At 63.0% G+C, this 24,671-nt stretch carries 23 protein-coding genes; 11 read left to right on the top strand and 12 right to left on the bottom strand.

What is annotated here, in order from left to right:
* Positions 1-157: 157 nt before the first annotated feature.
* From B5526_RS26625 to B5526_RS26635, 3 genes are all read left to right on the top strand, one after another.
* The gene (locus B5526_RS26625; protein WP_079542791.1) at positions 158-1,369 is read left to right on the top strand and encodes an LLM class flavin-dependent oxidoreductase; all 1,212 of its coding nucleotides are present in this window, start codon (positions 158-160) and stop codon (positions 1,367-1,369) included.
* A 379-nt stretch (positions 1,370-1,748) separates the two neighbouring features.
* Positions 1,749-2,486 carry an SDR family NAD(P)-dependent oxidoreductase gene (locus tag B5526_RS26630; protein WP_079545414.1) on the top strand — a complete coding sequence of 246 codons (738 nt, stop codon included), beginning with the start codon at positions 1,749-1,751 and terminating at the stop codon, positions 2,484-2,486.
* A 33-nt stretch (positions 2,487-2,519) separates the two neighbouring features.
* Positions 2,520-3,362, top strand: a complete 843-nt coding sequence (locus B5526_RS26635; protein ID WP_079542792.1) for a CmcJ/NvfI family oxidoreductase — start codon at positions 2,520-2,522, stop codon at positions 3,360-3,362.
* A 258-nt stretch (positions 3,363-3,620) separates the two neighbouring features.
* Here the strand turns inward: B5526_RS26635 and B5526_RS26640 are convergent, their stop codons facing one another.
* Together B5526_RS26640 and B5526_RS26645 are read right to left on the bottom strand one after the other, a co-directional pair.
* The gene (locus tag B5526_RS26640) at positions 3,621-4,403 is read right to left on the bottom strand and encodes an alpha/beta fold hydrolase (protein ID WP_079542793.1); all 783 of its coding nucleotides are present in this window, start codon (positions 4,401-4,403) and stop codon (positions 3,621-3,623) included.
* Between the two features lie 3 nt (positions 4,404-4,406).
* Complete coding sequence (locus B5526_RS26645) at positions 4,407-5,702, bottom strand: O-acetylhomoserine aminocarboxypropyltransferase (RefSeq protein WP_079542794.1); 1,296 nt, start codon at positions 5,700-5,702, stop codon at positions 4,407-4,409.
* Positions 5,703-5,962: 260 nt separating this feature from the next.
* Between B5526_RS26645 and B5526_RS26650 the strand changes: the two genes are divergently transcribed.
* The 5 genes from B5526_RS26650 to B5526_RS26670 are packed head-to-tail and all read left to right on the top strand — an operon-like array spanning position 5,963 to position 10,367.
* Positions 5,963-6,919, top strand: a complete 957-nt coding sequence (locus B5526_RS26650) for an aliphatic sulfonate ABC transporter substrate-binding protein (protein WP_079545417.1) — start codon at positions 5,963-5,965, stop codon at positions 6,917-6,919.
* A 38-nt stretch (positions 6,920-6,957) separates the two neighbouring features.
* Positions 6,958-8,130 carry an FMNH2-dependent alkanesulfonate monooxygenase gene (ssuD, locus tag B5526_RS26655; protein ID WP_079545419.1) on the top strand — a complete coding sequence of 391 codons (1,173 nt, stop codon included), beginning with the start codon at positions 6,958-6,960 and terminating at the stop codon, positions 8,128-8,130.
* Positions 8,127-8,933: an aliphatic sulfonate ABC transporter permease SsuC gene (gene ssuC / locus B5526_RS26660; RefSeq protein ID WP_079542795.1), complete on the top strand. Its 807-nt coding sequence runs from the start codon at positions 8,127-8,129 to the stop codon at positions 8,931-8,933. Before ssuD ends, ssuC begins: the two co-directional genes overlap by 4 nt.
* 8 nt (positions 8,934-8,941) lie before the next feature.
* Positions 8,942-9,787, top strand: a complete 846-nt coding sequence (locus B5526_RS26665) for an ATP-binding cassette domain-containing protein (protein ID WP_079542796.1) — start codon at positions 8,942-8,944, stop codon at positions 9,785-9,787.
* A 7-nt stretch (positions 9,788-9,794) separates the two neighbouring features.
* Positions 9,795-10,367: a flavin reductase family protein gene (locus tag B5526_RS26670; RefSeq protein WP_079542797.1), complete on the top strand. Its 573-nt coding sequence runs from the start codon at positions 9,795-9,797 to the stop codon at positions 10,365-10,367.
* Here B5526_RS26670 and B5526_RS26675 read toward each other — a convergent pair.
* The gene (locus B5526_RS26675) at positions 10,344-11,678 is read right to left on the bottom strand and encodes a (Fe-S)-binding protein (RefSeq protein ID WP_079542798.1); all 1,335 of its coding nucleotides are present in this window, start codon (positions 11,676-11,678) and stop codon (positions 10,344-10,346) included. The two genes, B5526_RS26670 and B5526_RS26675, sit on opposite strands and share 24 nt — an antisense overlap.
* Before the next feature lie 165 nt (positions 11,679-11,843).
* Between B5526_RS26675 and B5526_RS38515 the strand changes: the two genes are divergently transcribed.
* Positions 11,844-11,999 (top strand): hypothetical protein, encoded by a 156-nt coding sequence (locus B5526_RS38515; protein WP_172842113.1) that lies wholly within the window; start codon positions 11,844-11,846, stop codon positions 11,997-11,999.
* Positions 12,000-12,226: 227 nt separating this feature from the next.
* On the opposite strand, the gene B5526_RS26680 is transcribed toward B5526_RS38515, so the two are convergent.
* Complete coding sequence (locus tag B5526_RS26680) at positions 12,227-13,189, bottom strand: AraC family transcriptional regulator (RefSeq protein ID WP_079542799.1); 963 nt, start codon at positions 13,187-13,189, stop codon at positions 12,227-12,229.
* Positions 13,190-13,901: 712 nt separating this feature from the next.
* Between B5526_RS26680 and B5526_RS26685 the strand changes: the two genes are divergently transcribed.
* Both B5526_RS26685 and B5526_RS26690 read left to right on the top strand, forming a co-directional pair.
* Positions 13,902-15,407 carry a YadA family autotransporter adhesin gene (locus B5526_RS26685; RefSeq protein ID WP_172842114.1) on the top strand — a complete coding sequence of 502 codons (1,506 nt, stop codon included), beginning with the start codon at positions 13,902-13,904 and terminating at the stop codon, positions 15,405-15,407.
* A gap of 35 nt (positions 15,408-15,442) precedes the next feature.
* Positions 15,443-16,072, top strand: coding sequence for a hypothetical protein (locus B5526_RS26690; RefSeq protein ID WP_244562066.1), 630 nt, complete (start codon positions 15,443-15,445; stop codon positions 16,070-16,072).
* A 78-nt stretch (positions 16,073-16,150) separates the two neighbouring features.
* Here B5526_RS26690 and flbD read toward each other — a convergent pair whose 3' ends face one another.
* From flbD to B5526_RS26730, 8 genes are all read right to left on the bottom strand, one after another.
* Positions 16,151-17,530, bottom strand: a complete 1,380-nt coding sequence (gene flbD, locus B5526_RS26695; protein WP_079545421.1) for a sigma-54-dependent transcriptional regulator FlbD — start codon at positions 17,528-17,530, stop codon at positions 16,151-16,153.
* A gap of 54 nt (positions 17,531-17,584) precedes the next feature.
* Positions 17,585-17,935: a flagellar motor switch protein FliN gene (gene fliN / locus B5526_RS26700; protein WP_079542802.1), complete on the bottom strand. Its 351-nt coding sequence runs from the start codon at positions 17,933-17,935 to the stop codon at positions 17,585-17,587.
* Between the two features lie 42 nt (positions 17,936-17,977).
* Positions 17,978-18,604, bottom strand: a complete 627-nt coding sequence (locus B5526_RS26705; protein WP_079542803.1) for a FliH/SctL family protein — start codon at positions 18,602-18,604, stop codon at positions 17,978-17,980.
* A complete protein-coding gene (gene fliG, locus B5526_RS26710; protein ID WP_079542804.1) occupies positions 18,604-19,686 on the bottom strand; it encodes a flagellar motor switch protein FliG in 1,083 nt (360 codons plus the stop codon). Before fliG ends, B5526_RS26705 begins: the two co-directional genes overlap by 1 nt.
* Before the next feature lie 6 nt (positions 19,687-19,692).
* The gene (fliF, locus tag B5526_RS26715) at positions 19,693-21,318 is read right to left on the bottom strand and encodes a flagellar basal-body MS-ring/collar protein FliF (protein WP_079542805.1); all 1,626 of its coding nucleotides are present in this window, start codon (positions 21,316-21,318) and stop codon (positions 19,693-19,695) included.
* Positions 21,319-21,489: 171 nt separating this feature from the next.
* Positions 21,490-21,765, bottom strand: coding sequence for a DUF1153 domain-containing protein (locus B5526_RS26720; RefSeq protein ID WP_002714638.1), 276 nt, complete (start codon positions 21,763-21,765; stop codon positions 21,490-21,492).
* A gap of 281 nt (positions 21,766-22,046) precedes the next feature.
* Entirely contained in the window at positions 22,047-22,751 is a 705-nt protein-coding gene (locus tag B5526_RS26725; RefSeq protein WP_079542806.1) for a flagellar hook assembly protein FlgD, read from the bottom strand.
* A gap of 10 nt (positions 22,752-22,761) precedes the next feature.
* Positions 22,762-24,396 carry a flagellar hook-length control protein FliK gene (locus B5526_RS26730; protein ID WP_172842115.1) on the bottom strand — a complete coding sequence of 545 codons (1,635 nt, stop codon included), beginning with the start codon at positions 24,394-24,396 and terminating at the stop codon, positions 22,762-22,764.
* Between the last annotated feature and the right edge of the window lie 275 nt (positions 24,397-24,671).

A 24,671-nucleotide genomic window follows, 5' to 3' on the forward strand; every position in this document is an offset into this window, starting at 1 on the left:
CGCGCAACTGAGCTAGCGACTCATAGCCCGCAAAACTAACCATTCGTGCGTCCAGCGCAAGCCAGCCTTCCGTCGCGCGGAATTGCTCGAGGCTGGACTTGCCCCCTCAGCGGACTACACTTGCGGGAAATAATAAAATGTCGCGGGGAGAAACGTCATGAAATTCGGCATCTTCTATGAGCTGCAATTGCCACGCCCGTGGCAATCAGGCGATGAGCTCAGGCTCTATCAGGACGCGCTGACGCAGCTCGAGACCGCCGACCGGCTGGGCTACGATTATGCCTGGGTGGTGGAACATCATTTCCTCGAGGAATATTCGCATTCGCCCTCGCCGGAATCCTTTCTTGCCGCCGCGAGCCAGCGCACCAAGAATATCCGGCTTGGTCATGGCATTTTCCAGCTCACCACCAATCACCCCGCCCGCGTCGCCGAGCGGGTGGCAGTGCTTGATCTCTTGAGCCGTGGCCGCGTCGAGTTCGGCATGGGCGAGAGCGCTTCCATCACCGAACTGACGCCGTTCGGCCGCGACATGGAAACCAAGAAGGAAGTGTTCGAGGAAGCCGTGCGCGCCATCTTTCCGATGTTCAAGGACGGCGGCAGCGAACACCATGGCAAATATTTTGATATTCCGCTCCGTAACGTCGTGCCCAAGCCCGTCCAAAAACCGCATCCGCCCTTGTGGATGGCGTGCTCGCAGTTGCCGACCATCGAGCGCGCCGGCCAGAACGGCTTTGGGGCGCTCGGCTTCCAATTCGTCAGCGCGGATGCCGCGCATGCCTGGGTGCACGCCTATTACAATGCGATCACAAAGCGGCTGAAGAAACTCGCCGACTACGAGATCAATCCGAACATGGCGCTGGTGTCGTTCTTCATGTGCGCGAAGACCGACGAGGAGGCCCGCGCGCGCGCCGACGGTGCGACCTTCTTCCAGTTCGCGCTGCGCTTCTACGGCGCCTCGCAAAACCGTCAGCGGCCCGCGCCGGGCACCGTCAACATGTGGGACGAATACAACAAGTGGAAACGGGAAAATCCGGAAGCGCAGGAGGCGGCGCTGCGCGGCGGCCTGATCGGGTCGCCTGAAACCATCGCTAAAAAACTGCGGCGGTTTCGCACGTCCCATATCGACCAGGTGATCCTGCTCAACCAGGCCGGCAAGAACAGCCACGAGCACATCTGCGAGTCCTTGGAACTGTTCGCCAAGGAAGTGCTGCCGGAATTCCGTGAAGATCCCGAGCACGAGGCCTGGAAGGCCGGCGTGATGAGCGGGGCGATCCAGCTCGAGGAGATCGACACGCAGGCCTTTACGGATCGTTATGGCAAACTCGCAATCAACGTCGCGCCGCCGAAACCCGTCGCGGCGACCGGCTGACCTTTTACGCACACGACAACCAAGCCCCCGTCATGCCCGGCCATAGCAGTCTGCCTTGCGCAGACTGCGTAAACTTGTCTGCGATGCCGGGCATCCACGTCTTTGGTTCACTGAGCAAGAAAGACGTGGATGGCCGGGCATAGGCGAGCGGAAGCGACGCCGTCCTTCGGACGGCTATGCCCGGCCATGACGAGAAAGCGAGTCACGTTGGCAGGAGATTGAAAATGCCGGGTGCATTTTCAATCAGGTTCTTGGAAGATTCTTTCACAACGCAGGCGGATTGCGCCACAGCAATCTTATTTTCCTTAGGGCCATTGGCGAAGACGGCTGATCGATCCAGATGGAGCTTTGCGCTTCGTCCTGGATCGAGGATGCCTGCATGGCCACGCTTGAACGCACAGCGATCGTTGTGGGAGTTGGTTCCGAACAGGGACTAGGTGCCGCGCTCGCCCGGCGTTTTGCCAGCGAAGGTCATCGCGTGATCGTTTCCGGACGTACCGAAGCGAAGATCGCTCAGGTCGTTCGCGCCATCGGTGAGGAGGGCGGCAAAGCCGAGGCCTTTACGGCCGACGCCACGCTCGAGTCCGATGTCGTGGCGTTGTTTGATTTCGCGCAGGCCTCCGGTAACGCCGTCGACCTCGTGGTGTTCAACGCCGGCAACAACGTTCGCCATGATTTTCGTACCATGCCGGCCGAGCTGTTCGAGCAGACCTGGCGTGTCGCAACCTTCGGCGGGTTTCTGGTCGGACGCGAAGCAGCGCGGCGGCTGGCGCCGTCAGGCCAAGGCAGCATCATCTTCACGGGCGCTACCGCGAGCCTGCGCGGCAAGCCGCCGTTCACGGCGTTTGCTTCCGCCAAGGCTGCGCTTCGCTCATTGGCGCAATCGATGGCGCGCGAGTTCGGACCGCTGGGCATTCATGTCGCCCATGTCGTCATTGACGGCGGCATCGACGGAGAAAAGCTCAACTCAGCCGTGCCGCAGTTCAAGGAAATGCGCGGCGCCGATGGGCTGTTGAATATCGACGCCATTGCCGACGCCTATTGGCATCTGCATACGCAGCATCCCTCGGCCTGGACCCACGAACTGGATCTGCGGCCGTTCAAGGAAGCGTTTTAGATCCCGACAATAGTCAACAACAAGGAGAACAACATGGGACTGCAAAACGAGAAGATCGCGGCGTTATCGTCCGTCACCGCCGACCTCAATTATCTGACGCCATCTCGGGACCGGCCGCGAACGTTTACCTTTGAGCCGCCGTCCGGTGAGCCCAGGTCGAACATCGTGCCGGAACCACATCGCGTGCCGATTCATGACGTCAGGCCGATCAGCGAAACCGTTTCGCTCGATCGAGAGGGATTTGCCCTTGTTCGCCAGAAGAGCGCGGTGAAGGACTTTTACGACCAAGACCAAGTCAAGAACGTCTACTACCCGGAAGCCGAGCGGCTGATAAAGGCCGCGACCGGCGCGGACCGGGTGTTCGTGTTCGACCACACCGTACGCAAGCGCGTTGAAGGCGCGGCCGATCGCGGCGGCGGCCCGCGCCAGCCTGTCGCGCGCGTGCACGTCGATCACACCGAGAAATCAGGCCCGCAGCGCGTCCGCGATCTTCTCCCTGATGAGGCGGAGGAGCTCTTGAAGGGCAGGCTGCAGATCATCAACCTCTGGCGACCCATTCGAGGACCGCTGCTCGATTCGCCCTTGGCGGTATGCGATGCCCGCACGGTAAAATCTGGCGAACTGGTCGCCTCTGATCTGGTCTATCCCGATCGCGTCGGCGAGACCTATTCCGTAAAATTCAATCCCGATCATCAATGGTTTTATGTGCCGCGGATGACGGCCGACGAAATCCTGCTGCTGAAATGTTTTGACTCCAAAACCGACGGGCGGGCCCGCTTCGCGCCGCACACTGCCTTCGCCGATCCGACCACGCCCGCGGATGCTCTGCCGCGCGAGAGCATCGAGCTGCGCACGCTGGTGTTTCACAAGGAGTAGCGCGTGGCGAGCTTGTGCTGACGCGCAGCGGCGATCCCACTTCTCCCTCTCCCCGCTCTTCGCGGGGAGAGGGTTGGGGTGAGGGGCTGTCGCCGCGAATGCTGAAGCGTAACGTTTGCGGAGACTGCCCCTCACCCGGATCGCAAGAGCGACATAGCCGAAGCATCGCTTCGGCGTTCTTCTTCTAAGGACGGCCGCCGGAGGCGGCCTATACCTCTCCCCGCAGGCGGGGCGAGGTGACCTGCGCACTGGGCGCACTCAGCCCTGCAGCGCCGCCAGCAATTCGTCGGGCCGTTCGACCATCATCATGTGGCCGGCTCCCGGCAGCACGACGGTGCGTGAGTTCGGCAGCGCGGCGGCGAGCGTCTTGCCGGCCTTGGCCGGTGTCATCATGTCGCGCTCGCCCAGAATCAAAGTGACGGGAACGCTGATTTGCGCGGCGGCGGCAAGCGCGCCCTGATAGGCGTTGCAGGCGGAGAGATCGTTGAAGAGAACGCCGGGGCGGCATTTTTCCAGCACGCGCTGGGCGCCGGCGTGCATCCACAAACCGGGCGCGAGGCTGCCGCCGAGCTCGGCCTGAAAGCCGAGGCCCCAGATCGAGACCATGTCGATCGCCGTTTGATCGTTGGCCTCCGCGGCCTTGAGCAGATCGGGTCCGACCGTCATGGTGGCGGCCGTGCCGATGAGGCTGAGCGCCGAGACTTTTGCCGGATGCCGCGCCGCGGTTTCCAGCGCGATCAGGGATCCCATGGAATGGCCGACCAGTTTTGCCTTTCCCGCGCCGGCCGTATCGAGCAGCGCGGCGGTCCAGTCGGCCATGTCGGCAATCGTTGGGAGCGGTGCGCCGGATGAGCGGCCATGTCCGGGCAAATCCGGCGCCAGCACGTTAAAACCGTGATGGGCGAACCAACGGCTGTGCAGCGCCCAGGTGGTGTGATCAAAACCGGCGCCGTGCAGCAGCACGACGGAGGGCTGCGATCTGTCGAACTCGCGGCCGCCGGTGGCGACGAAGGTATCGATGCCTCTTACCTTAAGCTGCATGGCTCAAACCTTCTGCGAAAACCGTAGCGCCTGGCCGAGGTCGTCGATGATGTCGGCGGCGGCCTCGATGCCGATCGACAACCGCACCAGCTCCTCGCCGATCTCCGCGGCCTTGAGCTGGGCGGCATCCATCTGCTGATGGGTGGTGCTGGCGGGATGAATAACGAGTGTCTTGGCGTCCCCGACATTGGCGAGATGGCTGATCATCCGCAACGCCTCGATGAATTTCTTGCCCGCCGGCCGGCCGCCCTTGATGCCGAAACTGATGATCGAGCCCGCGCCGCGCGGCAGCAATCTTTTTGCGAGTTGGTAATCTGTATGACTCTCGAGTGAGGGATGCAGCACCCAATCCACTGCCTTGCTCGAGCTGAGAAACTCGAGCACCGCATGGGTATTCGCCATATGGCGATCCATGCGAACGCCGAGCGTCTCGACCCCCTGCAGCAGTTGGAAGGCATTGGTCGGCGACAGGCAGGCGCCAAAATCGCGCAAACCTTCGGTGCGTGCCCGCATGATGAAGGCGGCCTGGCCGAATTGTTCGTCGAAGACAATGCCGTGGTAGCCGGCATAGGGTTCAGTCAGCGCCGGAAATTTTTCTGAAGCCCGCCAGTCGAAGCGGCCGCCGTCGACGATCACTCCGCCGATGGCGATGCCGTGGCCGCCGATCCATTTGGTCGCGGAATTCATCACGATGTCGGCGCCAAGCTCGATCGGCCGGCTGAGATAGGGCGTCGCAAAGGTGTTGTCGATCAGAAGCGGGATCTTCGCGTCATGCGCGATCTGCGAGACTTCAGGGATATCCAGCACCTCGAGGCCGGGATTGCCGATGGTCTCGCCGATGACGAGGCGCGTGTTCGGCTTTATCGCCGCGCGAAACGCGTCCAGCGCGCGCGGTTTTACAAACGTCGTCGTGATGCCGAAACGCGGCAGCGTGTGTGTCAGCAGATTGATCGAGCCGCCATAGAGCGAGGAGGAGGCGACGATGTGGTCGCCGGCATTGAGCAAGGTTGCGATTGCCAGATGCATTGCGGCCATGCCGCTTGCGGTGCAGATCGCGCCGACGCCGCCTTCCAGCGCCGCAAGCCGCTCTTCCAGCACCGCCGTGGTCGGGTTCGAAATCCGGGTATAGATGTGGCCGGCGCGTTCGAGATTGAACAGCGCAGCCGCGTGCTCGGAATCCTGAAAGACGTAGGACGTCGTCTGATAGATCGGAACCGCACGCGCGCCGGTTAAGGGATCCGGGTGCTGGCCGGCGTGCAGACTGAGGGTTTCGAAAGCAGGCGGTTTTGGTGCGGGCATGTTGGGCTCCGGTCAGACCATTATGCAGATCGGGTCTCTCTGCACAATTTAAGATTAACAAGTTTGCCCGATCCGAGCGTCAAGAAAAAAGCACCGCGGGCGATCATGATTTGGCAATAAACCCATTGTCGTCGCCGGGCTCCGCAGTGTCGTCATTGCTATTTTTGCAGAGCACTCGACAGTGCTTTGGCGCCGCACCAACATCCTGACATCGAATGATCGCGCGTGAACTGCGAGCATTCTCGTTCAGGAGAAACGTGATGAAGCGTCGGGAATTCCTAAACTTCTCTCTTGGAGCCACGGCCGCCGCGGCGTTGTCGTCCCGCGCCATGGGCGAAACAGGGTTGAAGGAAATCCGCATCGGCACCCAAAAAGGCGGTTTCTTTCCGGCAGTGCGGCAGCGTCATACATTGGAGGACGCCTTCAAGCCGCTCGGCATCGACATCAAATGGATCGATTTCCAGTTCGGTCCGCCGCTGTTGGAAGCGATCAACGTCGGTAGCGTCGACTTCGGGTATGTCGGCGATTCCCCGCCGATCTTCGCGCAGGCGGCAGGCGCCAGGATTCGCTATGTCGCAGCCGTCAAGCAGGAGGGGAATACGCAAGCGATCGTCGTCCCGAAGGATTCGCCGATCAAGACGCTCGCCGATTTGAAGGGAAAACGTATCGCGTTCGGCAAGGGTTCGAGCGCGCATAATCTGCTGGTCGCAGCACTCGAGAAGGCCGGACTAGCCTGGAGCGACATCACGCCGGCTCCGCTCGCGCCGGCCGATGCGACGGCGGCGTTCGTTAAAGGCTCCGTCGATGCCTGGTCGATTTGGGATCCTTATCTGGCATTAGCCGAGCTCAAGGAGAATGCCCGCGTCATCGCCTTTGACAAGGACATCCACAAGCCCAACGCCTTCTATATCGCGAGTTCGGACTTCGTTGCGAAATACCCCGACCTGGTAGCCCGGCTCAACCAGGTTTTCGCGTCGGAAGGGATGTGGGCCGACCAGCATCACGAGGAAGTCGCGAGAGCGCAAGCCGAGGCGACGGGCGTCGACATCGAAGCCATCAGGCGTTTTGTCGATCGCTCGAACTACCGCGTCGTTCCCATCGACGACGACGTCATCAAGAGCCAGCAGGCGGTCGCTGACCGTTTTGCGCGCCTTGGCCTCATTCCCAAGCCGGTGAAGGTTTCGGAAATCGTCTGGAAATGGACGCCGGGTTCCTGAGCGCATCCGAACACGAGCACGACAAGGAAAACCGGCGCATGAGCAATCACGCATCTTCCAAAGCCAACATCCTCTGGTTCCTGCCGACCCACGGCGACGGCCGCTATCTCGGCACCACGACGGGCGGGCGTGAGGTCAACTTCAACTATCTGCGCCAGATCGCCCAGGCCGCCGATCAGCTCGGCTATTTCGGCGTGCTGCTGCCGACCGGGCGCAGCTGCGAGGATTCCTGGGTGGTCGCTTCAGCGGTAGCGCCCTTCACCGAGCGGCTGCGGTATCTCGTCGCTGTGCGCCCCGGCCTGCAATCGCCAAGCGTCGCCGCCCGCATGACCGCAACGCTCGACCGGGTGTCGAACGGACGGCTGTTGATCAACGTCGTCACCGGCGGCGATCCCGTCGAGAACAAGGGCGACGGCATCTTTCTCGATCATGACGAGCGCTATGCGGTGACCCGCGAGTTCCTCAATGTCTATAGCGTTCTGCTGGCGGGCAAAACGGTGAACGTGGAAGGCAAGCACATCCGCATCGAAGACGGACGCCTGCTGTTTCCGCCGGTGCAGTCGCCGCGGCCGCCGCTCTATTTCGGCGGATCGTCGGACGCCGGCATCGATGTCGCCGTCGATACCGTCGACAAATATCTGACATGGGGCGAGCCGCCGGCGCAGGTCGCCGAAAAAATCGAGCGCGTCAAGGCGGTTGCCGCGAAACGCGGGCGGAAACTCTCGTTCGGCATTCGCCTGCATGTGATCGTGCGCGAAACCAACACGGAAGCCTGGAAGGCCGCGGACGAATTGATCCAATATGTCACGGACGAAACCGTGGCCTCGGCGCAAAAGATCTTCTCGCGGATGGACTCGATCGGCCAGCAGCGCATGGCGCAACTGCATGGCGGACGCCGCGACAAGCTCGAGATCAGCCCGAACCTCTGGGCCGGCGTCGGCCTGGTGCGCGGCGGTGCTGGAACCGCCCTGGTCGGCGATCCCGCAACCGTCGCCGCGCGGATCAGGGAATACCAGGACGTCGGCATCGACACGTTTATTATGTCGGGCTATCCGCATCTCGAAGAGGCCTATCGTTTTGCGGAACTGGTATTTCCGCTGTTGTCGCTCGAGCTGCCCAGCAACGTGACGCCGCTTCGCGTCAATACCGGGCCGTTCGGCGAAACCATCGCCAACGAGCATCGGCCGCTCGTGAAGGCATCGCAGTCATGAGTGTTGTTGAAATTCTGCCGCGCGTCCGCAGGCTCCGGCTGCCGCGTGCCGACGGCCTGATCCCCTGGATCGTGCCGCTGGCCATTGTCCTCATCTGGCAGATCGCCTGCGAGGCCGGACTGGTATCGGCGCGGGTGCTGCCGGCGCCGAGCGACGTCGCATTGGCTGCCTGGAAGCTATCGCTGTCAGGCGAACTGGCGCGCAACATCTGGGTCAGTTTTTGGCGCGCCGCCGCAGGCCTTGTGATCGGCGGCGGCATCGGCTTTGCCTTTGGGCTCGCCAATGGCCTGTCGCAGCTCAGCAATAGATTGACCGATACCACGCTGCAGATGGTGCGCAACATTCCGCATCTGGCGCTGATCCCGCTGGTGATCCTGTGGTTCGGCATCGATGAGACCGCAAAACTGTTTCTGGTATCGCTCGGGGTGTTCTTTCCGATCTATCTCAACACCCTGCACGGCATCCGCAACGTCGATCCGCAGCTGATCGAGATGGGACGGATCTACGGCATGACCGATAGCGAGTTGTTCCGGCGGGTAATCTTTCCGGGCGCGCTGCCGTCGATCTTCGTCGGCCTGCGCTTTGCGCTCGGCATCATGTGGCTGACGCTGATCGTTGCGGAAACCATCGCCGCCTCGTCGGGGCTCGGCTACATGGCGATGCAGGCGCGCGAGTTCATGCAGATCGATGTCGTGGTGCTCAGCATCCTGATCTATGCCTTGCTCGGAAAGCTCGCCGACAGCGCCTCGCGCGTGCTCGAACGGCTGTCGCTGGCCTGGCATCCGGCGTTCCAGAAACTCTAGGAATAAACATGCAAGAAGCCATTCGTTTTCGTTTGCCCGATGCCGAGCCCGTGGAGCCCGCAGATTTCATCGAACAGGCGCGACGTTTGCGGCGCAGCTCCGAAGTTTTGTCGCGTGGGCTCGCGCTCACCATTCGCGGCCTGCACAAATCCTTCGGCGACCACCAAGTGCTGCGCGGCATCGATCTGCATATTCCCGCGGGCCAGTTCGTCGCGATCGTCGGCCGCAGCGGCTGCGGCAAGAGCACGCTGTTGCGCCTGATCGCCGGCCTCGAAACCATCGACGCCGGCGCCATCAGCTTTGGGGAAGAAACGCGGCCCGAGGACATCCGCGTGATGTTTCAGGAGCCGCGGCTGTTGCCATGGGCGCGGGTTCTGTCGAACGTCGAGGTCGGTCTCGGCCGCGACCGCGCCTCTTCGGATGCGCAAGCGCGGGCCGAAAAGGCGCTGACCGAAGTCGGCCTCGGCGACAAACGGGGCCAGTGGCCGGCGGTGCTTTCCGGCGGGCAGAAGCAACGGGTGGCGCTGGCGCGGGCGCTGGTCAGCGATCCCCGGATTCTGGCCTTCGACGAGCCGCTCGGCGCGCTCGATGCCCTGACGCGGATTTCCATGCAGCGCTTGCTGGAGCGGGTTTGGCGCGACCAGGCATTTACGGCGATCCTGGTGACGCATGACGTGTCGGAAGCGGTCGCGCTGGCCGACCGGGTGCTGGTCCTTGAAGACGGCCGCATCGCCCACGATATCAAGGTGGATGTGCCGCGGCCACGCCGCCGCGGCTCCGCCGATCTCGCGGCCCTGGAAGGTTCGATCCTGCGCGAGCTATTGCAATCCAACAGCGAACCGTCAGACTTGTGAGGCCGCCATGAACTCCGCCGTCCGCACCATCAAGATCGATTACGAGCTTTCCGCGGACGATTTTCGCAAGTCCATGCGCCATCTGGCCGGCGGCGTCAGCGTCATCACGGTCGGACGCGGTAACGACATCACCGGCATGACCGTCACCTCGGTGGCATCGCTGTCGGTCGATCCGCCGACCTTGATCGTCAGCATCAACCGGGAATCATCGTCCTGGCCGCTGCTCAAGCGCCACGGCTGCTTCGGTGTGAATATTCTCAACGCCGACCAAGTCGACATCGCCGAGAGATTTGCCGGCAAGGATGGGCTGAAGGGCGCCGAGCGCTTTGCCGGCGCCGAATGGTTCACCCGCACGTCGGGCGTGCCGCTGCTGGCGGGTGCGCTGGCCGCGATCGACTGTGAGGTCGAGGACATCGTTGAACGCCATTCCCACGCCATTGTGATCGGACGCGTGCTCGATGTGCGGCGCTCGCCGCATAGCGCGGCGCTGGTCTATTGGCAGGGGCAGTATGTCGCGCTCGACCACCACGAGGACGCCGGGTCTGCGCTGCTAAGATTACCGGCCGCCATTCAGGGGTAGCGGCTGGTCGCCGAGCATCGCCTTGACGACGACATCGCGCGCCTTTCCTGCATCGAGCGCGTGCGCTGCGATCAGGTCCCTGCATTCGGAGATGATCTGGTCGGCGTCCTGCATGATCTTGAGCTGTTTGTAGCGATCCTCGCGATTGAGGCCCATGCTCTCGCCGACGATTTCGAGAATATTGACGATACGGAACGGCCAGTCGCGCTCATGCGCGCAGAGCTCGCGATGCTCGGAATGATAGACGGTGACCAGCGCGTCGATGCCGGCATCGCGCGCGGCCTCTAGTTCGCCAAGCTGCAATTCGCGCTTGAACGCCGGCAACACGGCGAGACTGACGCTCTGAAGGCCTACCGCCGGCTGGTTCAAATCGACCAGTTCGACGCCGGGGATGGCCTGCAAAATATCAGTTGCGGCCTCCATCACGCCGGCGACGCCGGGATGCCGGTGCAGCGCGACGCGCATTCTGACCTCTCGCCGCAAATGCGGCGTCAGCTCGGCCAGCCGGCCGCCGAGGAAGCGAATGAACGGCGTCATTTCGAAAGGCCGCGCGCCGCGCTGCCGCTCCAACGTCGGCAATGTGGTTTCGGTGAACTGGACATAGCAGCTCGGGCACCAGGAGATCACCTGGCCGGATTTCGATTGCGCCAGTTTCTCGATCGAGTTCGCCCCCATCCGAGCGGACATCTCGATATCGCCGGCGCGCATTTGCAGGATCCCGCAACAATGGCTCGGTCCGCCCATGACTTGATAAGTGACGCCGAGGGCATCCATGATATCCAGCGCCAGCAGCGCGATATGCGGCGTCTTGAGCACGTTGCAGCCGGTGTAGAATACGAAGTCGGGCGCTTCCGCTGGCGTCGCCACCGACGCCGATTTCTGGCCGAGCCGCTCCAGCACCTCGCCATCGAGCTGCAGCTGCGACAGCACCGTCACGTCGCGGCCGAGATCGCGGTATTTTTCCACGCCCTGGCGGCGCCGTTCGGGCAGTTCATGGTCCGCCTTGGCGATGGCAAGCCGCGCCATCGCCAGCAGAAACCGCGGATTGACGCCCTCATCGCAGGCCTTGATGCAGTCGCCGCTGAGCATGCAGGAGGCTGCCCATGTGCGCGACGCCTCAGGTCCGTCGCCGCTGCGCACGATGTCGAGCACGCCGCTGATGATGTCCTCAGACCTCGCATCCGCGATCCCTGCGGGTTTTACACTCGGACAGGCCTCGACGCACTTGCCGCATCGCGTGCAGGCGTCGAGCATATCCTCGACGCGCCCGGCGAGCGCGGTCTCGAAGGAGATGTCGCTGTTCGGCTGCATGCCAGCTCTCCAGGCGTGCGGATAGCGTACGGTAGCGCACCGCGATCGTGAAAGCCTAACTCAGGAGAGGAGGGTCGTAAATGGCAAGCCGTACCGCCGGGTCGGCGCGGGAATATCGTCTCGGCGAGTAGCGTTTTGCGCCGTCGGGGACTAAAACCTCAACCGATGAAGCGTATTGCGACCTGGGTTTTCTATTGTATCGGCGTGCTCGCGATAGCGTATCTCGCGCTCTACGCCTATGCGGCCTTCACCGGCCGCGACCTGCAGCCCGGCGATCCCATCCATATTTTCCGCAAACCCGACGCGCCGGATTATTCGTGATCCCTCCATCGTCATTGCGAGCCAACGGGTCGGCGCAAAGCGCCGCCCGATGACAGGCTCCGCGAAGCAATCCATAGCGCGGCATAGTAACTGTGGATTGCTTCGTCGCGGAGCCTGTCATCGGGCGCGCGTTCGCGCGACCCGTTGGCTCCTCGCAATGACGGCGGAGAGGGTCTTACCCAATCAAGCCTGCGCGGCGACGCGTTGGCCGGCCTCGGCCCACAAATTCACTCCGGCTCGCGGCGGGCTTGCTCCCTGGCGTCCGATGGCGTCATGCCGAAGCGGCGACGAAATGAGCGGGTGAAATAGGGCAGATCGCCAAAGCCGGCCTTGAGTGCAATATCGCCGATGCTGTGACCGGCAAATCGCGGATCGGTAAGCATCCGCCTCGCCTCGAGCAGCCGCCGTTCGATGACATATTCGGTGAATGTCGCGCCGTCGCTCTCGAACAGTTTCTGGACGTAACGCGTCGTGACGCCGTGGCGTAGCGCGAGCGCGCCGATCGACAGGTCGTTGCGGCCGAGAGATCGTCCGATGTCGAGCTTGATGGCGACCAGCCGCGCGGCGCGCAGACCACGACCGCGCGCGACTTCCTCGCCGTCGCTTGTGGCGCCAATCGCCAGCACCATCAGGTCCTGCAGGTGAGTGGCGAAGGCCTGGCCGAGGCCGGGAGAGTCGAGGCTCAGACTGTCGGTGGATTGTATATAGGAGATGAGCAGGCGCAACACCTCCGATCGCGGCAATGGCCGGCATGCGATGGCTTCGGGATCGCGGACCATCGACACGAGGGTGCGGCGTGGTGCGCTGATCGTCAGGTGCCGCGAGGCACCCGGATGGATGCCGCTGCCTTGCTCGGCGTTCGACATCAATACGCCTTCGTGAGAAGCCAGCACGGCTTCGCGGCCGAGCTGGTGAAACTGCGAACGGCCGGCGCTATTGATAATGAGGACAAGGTTGTCATTGCCGTCAACGACCAGGTTCTTGGTTCGGGTCACTTGATAGCCTGTGCTTGAGAACGAGCCTAGCGACAAACCCGGCAGCTCCCGCAACGTGGCGGTTTGCGAAAAACCGCCGTCTCCGGCCGGCTCAACCTGCGCCATCACGACATAGCGGCCGAACACCTCGCGCCAGATCGCGAGACGGTCGCGCTCCGGCAACACGTCGGTGGAAAATCTCAATGGCTGCTGCATGGGAGGTTAGTTTCCCCGGAAATGTCGTACCCGGTAGTTGCAGTGTTCCGCGTCGGGGTTCGACAAATTCATCCGATTTGCGACGCGCTATCCAGATTGCCTGACAGAAGTGCAATGGACAAACGCCCGAAGTTCGCTTCAGGGCAAACCTGGTTCGTTCGGCGACAAGTGTATTCGGCGCGTCGCCGGTGTTGCAGGATTGCATCGCCGCGGACAAACGACCGAAAATTCGTTTCCCTCCAAGCCGCGTTCGCTTCGGAACAAACGCATTTGCCGGGCGCCGGCTATCTCTGCGGCAGGATGACTGTACCCGCCTGATGCCACGAGAGAGCAATTGCCAATGCGTGACTTCCATCCAATCCGATCGTATCTACGGAGCCTGCTGCTCGGCGCCCCGCTTGCGGCTCTCGTTGGCGTGGCGGCTGTGCCGGCCGCAGACCTTACGCCGAAGACCTACGTCAAGGCGCCCCCGGCGCCAAGTCCGGCCTACGACTGGACCGGGTTTTATGCCGGCGTAAATATGGGCTATGGGGCAGCCTCCGATCCGCTCCATATGTCGTTCAGAAGCGGTCCTGGACCAGGCCGTCAGTTGTTCGGATCCTCGATTCGGTTAAGATTCGGTGAGGCTTAGGTGCACGGAGCAAAGATCAGGTTTGGGCGCAGGCTAATTCACACGAGCTTATTTCAAACGACCCCCGGGCGGGCAATGACCATGAATTTGCGGATTTCGCGCGTTTCGTTTGTTGTGTTTTGCGGACTCACGGCGGGGCTGCTGGCGGAGCCGCCCGCGGCAAGGGCTGGGTGCAATTCAGGCAACGTTGCCAACACCGATTTGCTTTCTAGCGCGAATTGCCAGGCCAATGCGTCCGGCAGCGCTACTGCCGTAGGGCTCGGGGCGACTGCAACCGGGACAAATTCCGCAGCCTTTGGGAACGGGGCATTCGGGCAAGGGGTCAGTTCGACCGCGATCGGTGTTAACTCCGGACCCACTGGCGCTGTAAACGGGTCTACTGCGGTTGGCGCCTTCGCTGGAAGTCTTAGCAGTGGAACATACTCAACCGCTATAGGCGCTGGACAAGGTGTGGGTTCTGCCCCGTCAGCCACAGGGAATTTTAGCGTCGCCGTCGGGGGCGGTGATGGTACTACGATCAACGGCGCTCGAGCCAACGGGAATTTTGCCGCAGCCGTCGGCAGCGGCAGCCAAGCTAGCGGCGACTTCGCATCGGCGTTTGGTATCAATTCAAATGCTGTTACGGGTGCAACGGCTGTGGGTAACAACGCCAGAGCGACCGGAGGCGCTGGAGGAATCGCCAATGACGCTTCGGTAGCGGTCGGAGGACAATCGAATGCGACTAACAGCGGTTCGGTCGCAGTCGGCACCATTTCAAATGCGACGGGAGCGTTTTCCACGGCCCTTGGCGCCGGTAGCACCGCAAACGCCGTGAACTCGATCGCAATAGGCGGCGGCCGCGTCGGTTCTAACGCTCCTGCTTTTGCCGGCGGGGCTAATGGCATAGCAATCGGCAGCAACGCTAGCGTCACAGCGGCGGGCGCAATTGCGCTCGGCCTTAATTCCGCGTCCACTGGCACCAATGCGATCGCAATCGGAGTCGGCGCAACCGCAACCGGGTCTGTCGCGTTGGGAGCCGCGGCGTCCGCAGCGAACGGTGGTGCCGCCATCGGCGATGGCACGGTGGCGACCGGCTCGCTTGCGTCCGCGCTCGGGCCTAATACATCGGCGACGTTCGCTAATTCCACAGCCATCGGCACCGGTGCAGCGACCACACGAGCCAATCAAATCGTGGTCGGAACCGCGGCTAACACTTATACCATGGCGGGCGTCACGTCAGCGGCAAGCCTCGCGGCACAAACGGGGCCGACCAAGGTGTTGACCACCGATGCCTTCGGGAATCTCGCGGCGGCGAGCTTCGCTCCGCAGGACATTTCAGCTTTGCAATCCAACGTGAGCGTCCTTCAGCAGCAGATGAAGCAGGGGTTCGAAGGCACCGCAATCGCAATCGCATTGGGTGGCGCGGCACTGCCATCCGACAAGAGGTTCGCGATCTCCACGAACTGGGGTAATTTCCGCGGACAAAATGCCGTTGGCGTTGCTGCCCAATTCCGGCTCACCGACTACGCCGTTGCGAATATCGGTGTCGGCGGCGGCTTTGCGCAGGGCGGCATCGGCAGCCGCGCAGGCGTGACGTTCGCCTGGTAATGATCGGAACTCGCCCGTCCCTTCAGGCAATCTTGTTGATCGCGTTCATTTGCACGAGCTTCGGCGCGGGACAAGCGCAAACGCCGAAGCCGAAAACTGCGCCGGTCGAAACGCCGGCGCCCAAGCCAGCCCAGATCGATCGCAATGGCGTCTTGATCCTCATCCGCTCCGCATTGCTGGCGCTCGATCAGGCCAACAAGACCGGAAATTATACCGTGCTGCGCGATCTCGGCGCGCCCGGCTTTCAGGTCAACACATCAGCGCGTCTTGCCGAAATATTTGCAAAGCAGCGCAACGATAATCTTGATCTCTCAGGGGTTGCCGTGATCGATCCGCAGCTCAGTCTGCTGCCGCAGATCGAACCCAACGGGCTGATGCGGATGGTGGGCTTTTTCCCCTCGGTGCCGTCGCAGGTCAATTTCGAGCTCACCTTCGCGCCGGTGAACGGCCAATGGCGCCTGTTCGGCATTTCCGTCGCCCTCGGGCAAAGCGGGCCGGTCGCGCCGGAGCCGCCGCCACCTCCTGCCTCGAAGCAAGCGCCTGCTGCGAAGCAAACCCCCACGCCTGCTGCCAGGCAACCCAATGTGGCCGCACCGCTTCCGAAGCAGATCAGCCCTGCGGCTCCGCCCAAGCAACCGGCCACGCAGGACGGGCAGGAAAAATAACCTCGCGGCTGCGTGCGCCAGCGTAAGTGGCAATTCCAGGCGGCACGCTCAGACTCCCGCGACGGGAGAGCGAAAGCATCAGGCCTGCGCCGCGACGCGGTTATAATCGCCGGCGCCGGCGGGGGTGATCGGCAATCCGCCGTCGGCATATTCGTTCAGCTTGTTGCGCAAGGTGCGGATCGAGATGCCGAGGATGTTGGCGGCATGGGTGCGATTGCCGAGGCAATGTTTTAGGGTCTCCAGGATCAGGTCGCGCTCGACATCCGCAACCGTGCGGCCGACCAAAGCGCGCGTCACCTGCTCGGCGGCAAACGTCGCATGCGCCACCGCCGGCACGGTTTTTGGCGCGTCGAGGCGGTCGCCGTCCGGGGTCAGGATGGCGTCGACGCCGATCTCGTCGCCCTGCGCCATCAACACCGAACGATGGATGGTGTTTTCCAGTTCGCGGACGTTGCCGGGCCAACGGTTCGACGTCAGCACCCGCCGCGCATCGGCCGAGATCGGCCGCAACGGTACGCCATTGGCGTCGGCATATTTCTTGGCAAAATGCTGCGCCAGTTCGAGGATGTCCGCGGGGCGATCGCGCAAGGGCGGGATCTTGAGGTTCACGACATTGAGCCGGAACAGCAGATCCTCGCGGAACGTGCCTTCGCGCACGGCATCCGCGAGGTTGCGGTTCGAGGTGGCGATGATACGAATATCGACCGGAACTGGCCTGGTGCCGCCGACCCGGTCGATCACGCGCTCCTGGATCGCGCGCAGCAATTTGGATTGCAGCCGCACGTCCATCTCGGAGATTTCGTCGAGCAAGAGCGTGCCGCCGGTGGCTTCCTCGAATTTCCCGATGCGGCGCGCGACCGCGCCGGTGAACGCGCCCTTCTCGTGGCCGAACAGTTCGGATTCCAGGAGGTGCTCGGGGATCGCCGCGCAATTGATGCTGATAAAGGGCTTTTTGGCGCGGTTGGAGCGGGTGTGGACATAGCGCGCCAGCACTTCCTTGCCGGTGCCGGACTCGCCGGTGATCATGACGGAGGCGTCGGAGCCCGCGATCTGCTGCGCCAGTTTTATCACTTTCGCCATCGCGTCGTCGCGATAGACGAGGTCGCGGGAATCGTTGGCGACGGCGGCGAGCACGGCGGCGATCAATTCCGGATCGGGCGGCAGCGGGATGTATTCCTTGGCGCCGGCGTGGATCGCGGCAACCGCGGCGCGGGCGTCGTTGGAAATGCCGCAGGCGACGATCGGCACGTGGATGTGTTCGGCCTCCAGCCGCATCACCAGGTCGCGGATGTCGAGGAAGACATCGACCAGCAAGAGGTCGGCGCCCTTGCCGCCGCGCAACACCCGCATCGCCTGTTCATGGTCCTCCGCATGTGTCACGGAAGCGCCGTTGTCCATCGCGATCTTGGTGGCTGTCGTAAGCTGGCCCTTTAGTGTGCCAACGATGAGAAGCCGCATCATAATCTCCTGTTCGTCTGTTCGCGCCGTCATGCGCGGTATCGCCTAAAAGGTTTAGCTGCGTTCCGCCTTGATGATTTCCGTCATGGTCACGCCAAGCTTGTCTTCGACCAGAACCACTTCGCCGCGCGCGACCAGACGGTTGTTGACGTAGATGTCGATGGCTTCGCCGACGCGGCGGTCGAGTTCGAGCACGGTGCCGGGACCGAGCTTAAGCAATTCGCCGACGTCCATCTTCGAGCGGCCGAGCACGGCGGAGACCTGCACCGGCACGTCGAACACGGCCTCGAGGTCGGCGGCAACCCGCGAGGCCTGTTCGTTGTCGTGATAGGCCACGTCATCGATCGGCGGCACCTCGGTGGAGTTGAGATCCGGAAGCGGGACCTGTGCGTCGGTGTCACTCATGGTTCAGCCCTCATTTCAGTCCGCATTTCAGTCCTCCCGGCCTCAAGTCGTGGCCTGGTTGCGGGACGCGATGTAGCGTCCGACAAGTTCGTCGATCTTGGTCTCGATCGCGGTGCGCTCCAGCACGACGCCGCCATCGGCCCATTCGATCCTGCAATCGCCGGTGTCGATCTGCGGCTCGGCCAGGATCACGAGACGGCCCTCGAAGCCGCTTTGTTTCGCCAGTTTTTCGATCCGCTCGCGCGCCGCCTCGTAGAGAGAGTCGTTGATCCGGACCACCAGATGCGGCGTCGAGACCAAATGCGAGAAGCAATCGCTCACTAGCGCTGTGATCTCGCCGAGCGGCTCGCCGGCAATCAGTGCGCTGCATAGCTTGCGCGCCACTGCGACCGCGACGTCGACCGCCTCGGTCTCCATCCTGATTTCGATGCCGGAAAAGCGCGTCGCGATGCCCTTGATGGCGATGCCGATCTCCTCGAGCGCCAGCGCCGCGCGGCGGTCGCTTTCCGCCCGTGCCTCGCGTTGGCCGGCATCGAAGCCTTCGCGATAGGCGCGGGCCTCGGCGGCGGCGAGCTTCTGGGCGATCTCGGCAGGAGTAGCCGGCCGCTCGCGCGTCTTGTCCGGCGCGGAGAAGTCGGTGTCGAACAAAAATTTTGCCGGTGCGCCCATCAATACACCAATTCGTCGTCGGCGCGGTTCTTGGTCAGCATGATCTCGCCCTTGGCCGCCAGATCCTTGGCGAGGTTGACCAACAGCGCCTGCGCCTCGTCGACGTCGCGCAATCGCACCGGTCCAAGCGCCGCCATGTCGTCGAGCAGCATCTTGCCGGCGCGGGACGACATGTTGCCGAGGAAGAAGCCGCGGACTTCCTCGTTGGCGCTCTTGAGCGCGACGCCGAGCTTGTCCTTGTCGACGTGGCGCATCAGGGTCTGGGCGGAACCAGAGTCGAGCTTGACAAGGTCGTCGAAGGTGAACATCAGCGCCTTGATGCGTTCGGCGGACTCGCGGTTTTCCTCTTCCAGCGAGGTGATGAAGCGGGTTTCGGTCTGGCGGTCGAAGTTGTTGAAGATTTCCGCCATCACCTCGTGGGCGTCGCGGCGGCGGGTCTGCGACAGGTTCGACATGAATTCGGTGCGCAGCGTCTGTTCGACGCGCTCGATCACTTCCTTCTGCACCGCTTCCATCTTCAGCATGCGGCCGACCACGTCGAGCGCCATGTCCTCGGGCAGGATCGCGAGCACGCGGGCGGCGTGCTCCGGCTTCAGCTTCGACAGCACTACCGCGATGGTCTGCGGATATTCATTCTTGAGATAGTTGGCGAGCACCTCTTCCTGGACGTTGGAGAGTTTCTCCCACATGTTGCGCCCGGCGGGGCCGCGAATTTCGTCCATGATGCCGTTGACGCGCTCGGGCGGCAAATAGAGCTGCAACAGCCGCTCGGTGCCGTCGAAGGTTCCCATCAGCGCGCCGGAAGCCGACATCCGCGAGACGAATTCGAGCAAAAGGTCTTCCACCACGTCGGCCTCGACGGTGCCGAGCGTCGACATCACGAGCGATAGCTCGCGCACTTCATCATCGTCGAGCAGCGACCAGACCTTGCCGCCATATTGCTCGCCGAGTGCGAGCATCAGCACCGCGGCGCGTTTCGGGCCGCTCAGCGGCTGGGCTTTCGGGCGACCGCTCTGACGGGCCGCCAGCGAGGAGATGACGCTGGTGATATCGTTGACGTTGGTGGTTTGCGGTACGTTCATGTCAGATCACGTGGCCGTTTCGGTGAGCCATTGACGAACAATATTGGCGGTTTCATTGGGGTTTCGTTCGGCCAGTTCACCGACCCGATGCACCGACTGGGCATGGACCTGGCCCTGGATCTGGGCGACGTCGATCATTTGCGCGGTGGCGTTGGTGGAGGGAACGAGATTCTGGCCGCCCCCTTGCGCGCTGCCATCGGTCAGCGCCGCCATCGCGCCGTCGCCGGTCAGGGCGGCGACCTCCTCGGAGGCGAGGATGCGCTTGACCAGCGGCCGGATCACCATGAACATCACCACCAGGCTGAGCATCATCATGACGCCGAGCTCGATGACGTACATCACGTCGTCCTTGGTGAACTGCAGCATGCCGAGCAGGCCGGTCGCTTCGGCGACCGGGGGAACCATCGGCGCCTCGGCGAATTTGAGGTTGACGACCTCGACCTGGTCGCCGCGCTTCTGATCGAAGCCGATGGCCGAGCGCACCAGCGCCGCGATGCGGTCGAGCTGTTCCTTGCTGCGCTCCTGGTAGACCATCTCGCCCTTGTCGTTCTTGGTGTAGCTGCCGTCGACCAGCACCGCGACCGAGAGACGGTTGACCCGTCCGGCCTCGGTCACTTCGGTCTTGGTGGTGCGGGAGATCTCGTAATTGTTGGTCTCTTCGGTCTTCTTGCTCTGGTCGCGCGCCGGTATCGCATTGTTGCCGTTTTGATTGCCCGGCAATTCGTTGTTGACGGTGACCTGGCCGTTGCTGTCGGTGGTCGCCGCGGATTCTTCCTTGGTCTGGGTCGAGCGCAGCACGCGGCCTTCGGGATCGAACTTGTCCGAGGTCTGGGTGATCTTGTTGTAGTCGAAGTCGGCCGAGATCTGGACGCGGGCGCGCCCCGCGCCGACCACCGAGGACACGATCGCCTCGACCTGGTTGCGCATCCGCTTCTCGAAGCCCGCCCTTCGCTCGTCGGCCACCGCGTTGTCGCCATCGGTGCCGGTCCCGGCGCCGTCGGCAAGCAATTGGCCGGCCTCGTCGACGATCGACACCCGCTGCGGCTTCAAGCCGTTGACGGCGGAGGCGACCAGATGGCGGATCGCCCGGATCTGCTGCGGTTCCAGCGCGCCGCGGACGCGCAGCACGATCGAGGCCGATGGCTCGGGGGTTTCGCGCGAGAACAGCGGCCGCTCCGGCAGCACCAGATGGACCCGGGCCGCCTGGACCCGGTCGATGGCGTGGATGGTGCGGGCGAGTTCGCCCTCGAGCGCGCGCAAATGATTGATGTTCTGGACGAAACTCGTGGTGCCGAGCGCGTCGGATTTGTCGAAGATCTCGTAGCCGACGCCGCCGCCCTTGGGCAGGCCGCCCTCGGCGAGCTTCATGCGCAGCCGCGTCACCTTGTCCTTCGGCACCATGATCACGGCGCCGTCGTTGCGCAGCTCGAAGGGGATCGCCTGGCGTTCTAGGTCCTTGATGATGGCCGAGGAATCCTCGACGCTTAAGTCGGTGAACAGCGTCGTCAGCTGCGGGGTGGTGACGCGCATGATGACAAAGCCGAAGAAGGCGATCAGCGCGGTTGTCACCGCGACCATCGCCATCAAGCGCGAAGCACCGAGGCCCCTTAGGAAAGCTACCAGACCCTGCACCGACTGCCCCCGAGATTCGGCGCCAAGAGCCGACTGGGCAATTATTGCCTATGGGATGGTTTCGATATGGTTAACGAAGGTTAAGGGGGGCCTGCGAAACGCAAACATCAAAAAAATCGGCTTCGCAGAACGAAGCCGATTTTCATCAAATGCAGTCGGTTTCGAAGAGGGTTATTGGCGATATTGCTGGATGCGGGTCGTGCGCAGTCCGGCAAGGCCATGTTGGTCGATGGAAAACTGCCAAGAGAGGAACTCGTCGACCGTCAGCGTGTAGCGGCTGCAGGCCTCCTCGAGGGAGAGCAGACCGCCGCGCACAGCGGCAACGACTTCGGCCTTACGGCGAATTACCCACCGTTTGGTTCCGGGCGCGGGCAGATCCGCAATCGTTAACGGACTACCGTCAGGCCCGATGACGTATTTTACCCTCGGGCGATGGGGTTCTGTCATGGCGTACTCACAAACTCTCAACCACTGAACTCACGAGCAACAACCTACGCCCCGCGGCTTAAAATTTGCCTAAGCCCAAGGCTTCAATACGAATCTCCTTGAAAATGCCTGTAAAAGGCCATCGGCCCGGCGTCCGAGACGCCAGGCCGGGGGGTTGACCAACAGCGTAGACGTCATTCCGGGGCGCCGCGAAGCGGCGAACCCGGAATCTCGAGATTCCCCGATGTGCAATTGCACATCTGAGGTCTGGTCCTTCGGACCATCCCGGAATGACGAAAGCCCTAGCTGGCGATGCCCTTGATCTGGCTGACCGTATAGGTCTTGCCGTTGATCGACAGCAAGGGGGGTGACTGGGTGAGGTCCACCGAACTGACCACGCCCTGGATCTCGGTGGTGACGGCCACCGAATTGCCCGCGCTGTCGGCAGCCGTTGCGGTCAGCTTGTATTGGCCGTCCGGCAATTGCGTGCCGTCGTTGCCCTTGCCGTCCCAGGTGAAGGGCTGATTCTGGCCGGCGCTGACTGAGTAGCTGCCGGAAAAGACGGTTTGCCCGGTTGAGTTGGTGATCGAGATTTTGACGTTGGAATTGCTCGGAACGCTCAATTCCCAGGTGGCCGAACTCTTGGTCAAGGCCGCGGTCGAGCCGTCGACCACCGCGGTCTTGCCGACGAATCCGAGCGCCTGCGTCGATTGCGCGGTCTGTTGCAGCGAAACCAGGTTAGTCAGCTGATCGTTGGTCTTGAGCTGCTGCTCGACGCCGGCGAATTGCACGAGTTGCTGGGTGAACTGGTTGGTGTCCAGCGGATCGAGCGGATTCTGGTTCTTCAATTGCGTCGTGAGCAGCGTCAGAAAAGACTGAAAGTTGCCGGCGAGCGTGGCGCCGGAGGTCGAACTCAGGGAGGAGCTCGACGAAGACGAGGCCGGTTGCTTCGTCGTCCCCGAAACGATCGGGCTCGCTGTGGTTGCTGCGCCTGTTGTTGTTGTCATGTCCGTCTCCTCAGACCCTGATATCGACGCCGCTGCTCGATCCGAGCATGCGGCCATAGCTTTGTCCCGCAACCGTTGCGGGGATCGTGACGTCGTCGGTGATCACCAGCCGCTGCGCGTTGCGGGGCGTGTCGTTGCCGCCGTTCTGGCCGGAAAAGGACTGGTCGCGCAGGCTGAATTGCAGGCCGCCGTCGCCGGTCTTGAAGCCGGCGTCGTCGAGCGCCTGCTGCAACTGCGGTGCGTCCTGACGCAGCATCGACAGCGTTTCCGGCTTTTCGACCGTCAAATGCGACGTCACGTTGCCGTTGGTATCGACGTTGATGCGAACGTCGATGCGGCCGAGATCGGCCGGATCGAGCCGGATCTCAAAACTGCTCTTGCCGCTCTTGACGGAGGCTGCGATCTGAACCGCAAGCCCGCTCAGCGGCACCGGCGCATTGGTCGCTGCCGTGACGCTCAACGGTCCGGTGGGAGCGAGCGGGGTTGCAGCAGTGCCTGGCTGCGGCTGGAACGCGCCCGTCACTTGGCCGCCGGCATCCGACGAACCGGTCGGTGCGTTGGCCGTCGCCGCGACCGTCGAGTGATCCCGGGCCGTCACGGGCGCAGGCGTTGTCAATGCGGCGCCGGCGGAGGCATCCGGTTTTGCCGCAAGACCGTTGCCGGCTTCCGGCTTGGCGGCGGCGGCTTGTTGTGACGCGACATTGCCGCGATCGGCCGGTGCGGCGGTTGCGGAGGAATCGGATGTTCCTGACGTCGCATCCGAGGTGCCCGATGTCGCGCCCTTTGCCGGCGTAGCCACTGCGGCCTTGGTCGAGGTGGTTTTGGGCGCGACGGGCGCTGTTGCGGCAATGGTCGTTGCCACATCGGTTGCGCCGGTTGGCGTGAGCTGCGGCTTGACGGGCTTGGCGATCGCCTCGCCCGCCGCCGCTTGAACGGCGATCTTCGCCGCTGCCGCGGCATCCGGGTTGGTTGCTGTGGCGGCGGTTGTCGAGGCGGCAGCGGCAGCGTTCGCATCGATCTTGGTCTGCGCGGATGACGTCGATGCCGGTGCGGCTTGCGAACTGGCGGCGATCGCCGCCGCCGCAATCGCGAGCGGTGCCGTAGCGCTGCCGGATCCGGACGCCGGCGTCGCGCCGGGGGTGCCGGACGTTGGGATGGCGACGGCAATGGTGACGGCGACCGGGTTCGGCGTCGTGATGGACAGCGGCTGGGCTACGACGGCGGGAGCCGTCGAGGAATCGGCCGTGGAATTGGCACCGGAAGCCGGCTTGTCCGTCGATTTCGTAGTGTCGGATTTTGTCGTGCCGGATTTCGTCGCGGCGGGTTGACTGGCATTGGCATTGGCACCGGCATCGGAGCCCGGTCCGGTCGTGGCGCCGCCGCTGTTGCCTGAATTGTTGCCGGCGCTCTGGTCGGAAGCCGCTTTATCGCGCGACCCGCTGTTATCCGCAGGCGCCGAATTATCGTTCGAAGGACGCGGCGAGGGGGACTGCTGCGGAGCGGCATGTGGCTGCTGCGCGGCTGGGGCGGTGGAACTGTTGCTGACGTCGGCGGCCGCGTTGCTATCGACCAGGGCCCCGAAACTGTCGGTCGCCCGCGATTGGTCGGAGCGCACGGATTTCGGCGGCGTGGTCGGAACGGACACGCTTGCTGCTAGGTCTGACGTCACACTGAACACGGGCGGCCTCTCGCGATGAAACTGGACCTGAGATCAGCAAGGACCGGGCCATCCGGCGCCCTAAAAAAATCGCTATGTATTTCAATGCGTTATAAAGCGGGCGATGGACCGCGGCGGGGCCGCCGCGGCCCCCCTTTTCTGCCCGGCGGCAAGATTTGCCGATTGTTGCGGGCGAAGCGGGAAGCGTGATTGCTTCACGGGAATGCGGCCTATATTAAAGAGCGGCTTTCACGCCGCATCCG

Origin of the sequence: Bradyrhizobium lablabi (assembly GCF_900141755.1) — a bacterium.
In the GTDB taxonomy this organism is placed as follows: domain Bacteria; phylum Pseudomonadota; class Alphaproteobacteria; order Rhizobiales; family Xanthobacteraceae; genus Bradyrhizobium; species Bradyrhizobium lablabi_A.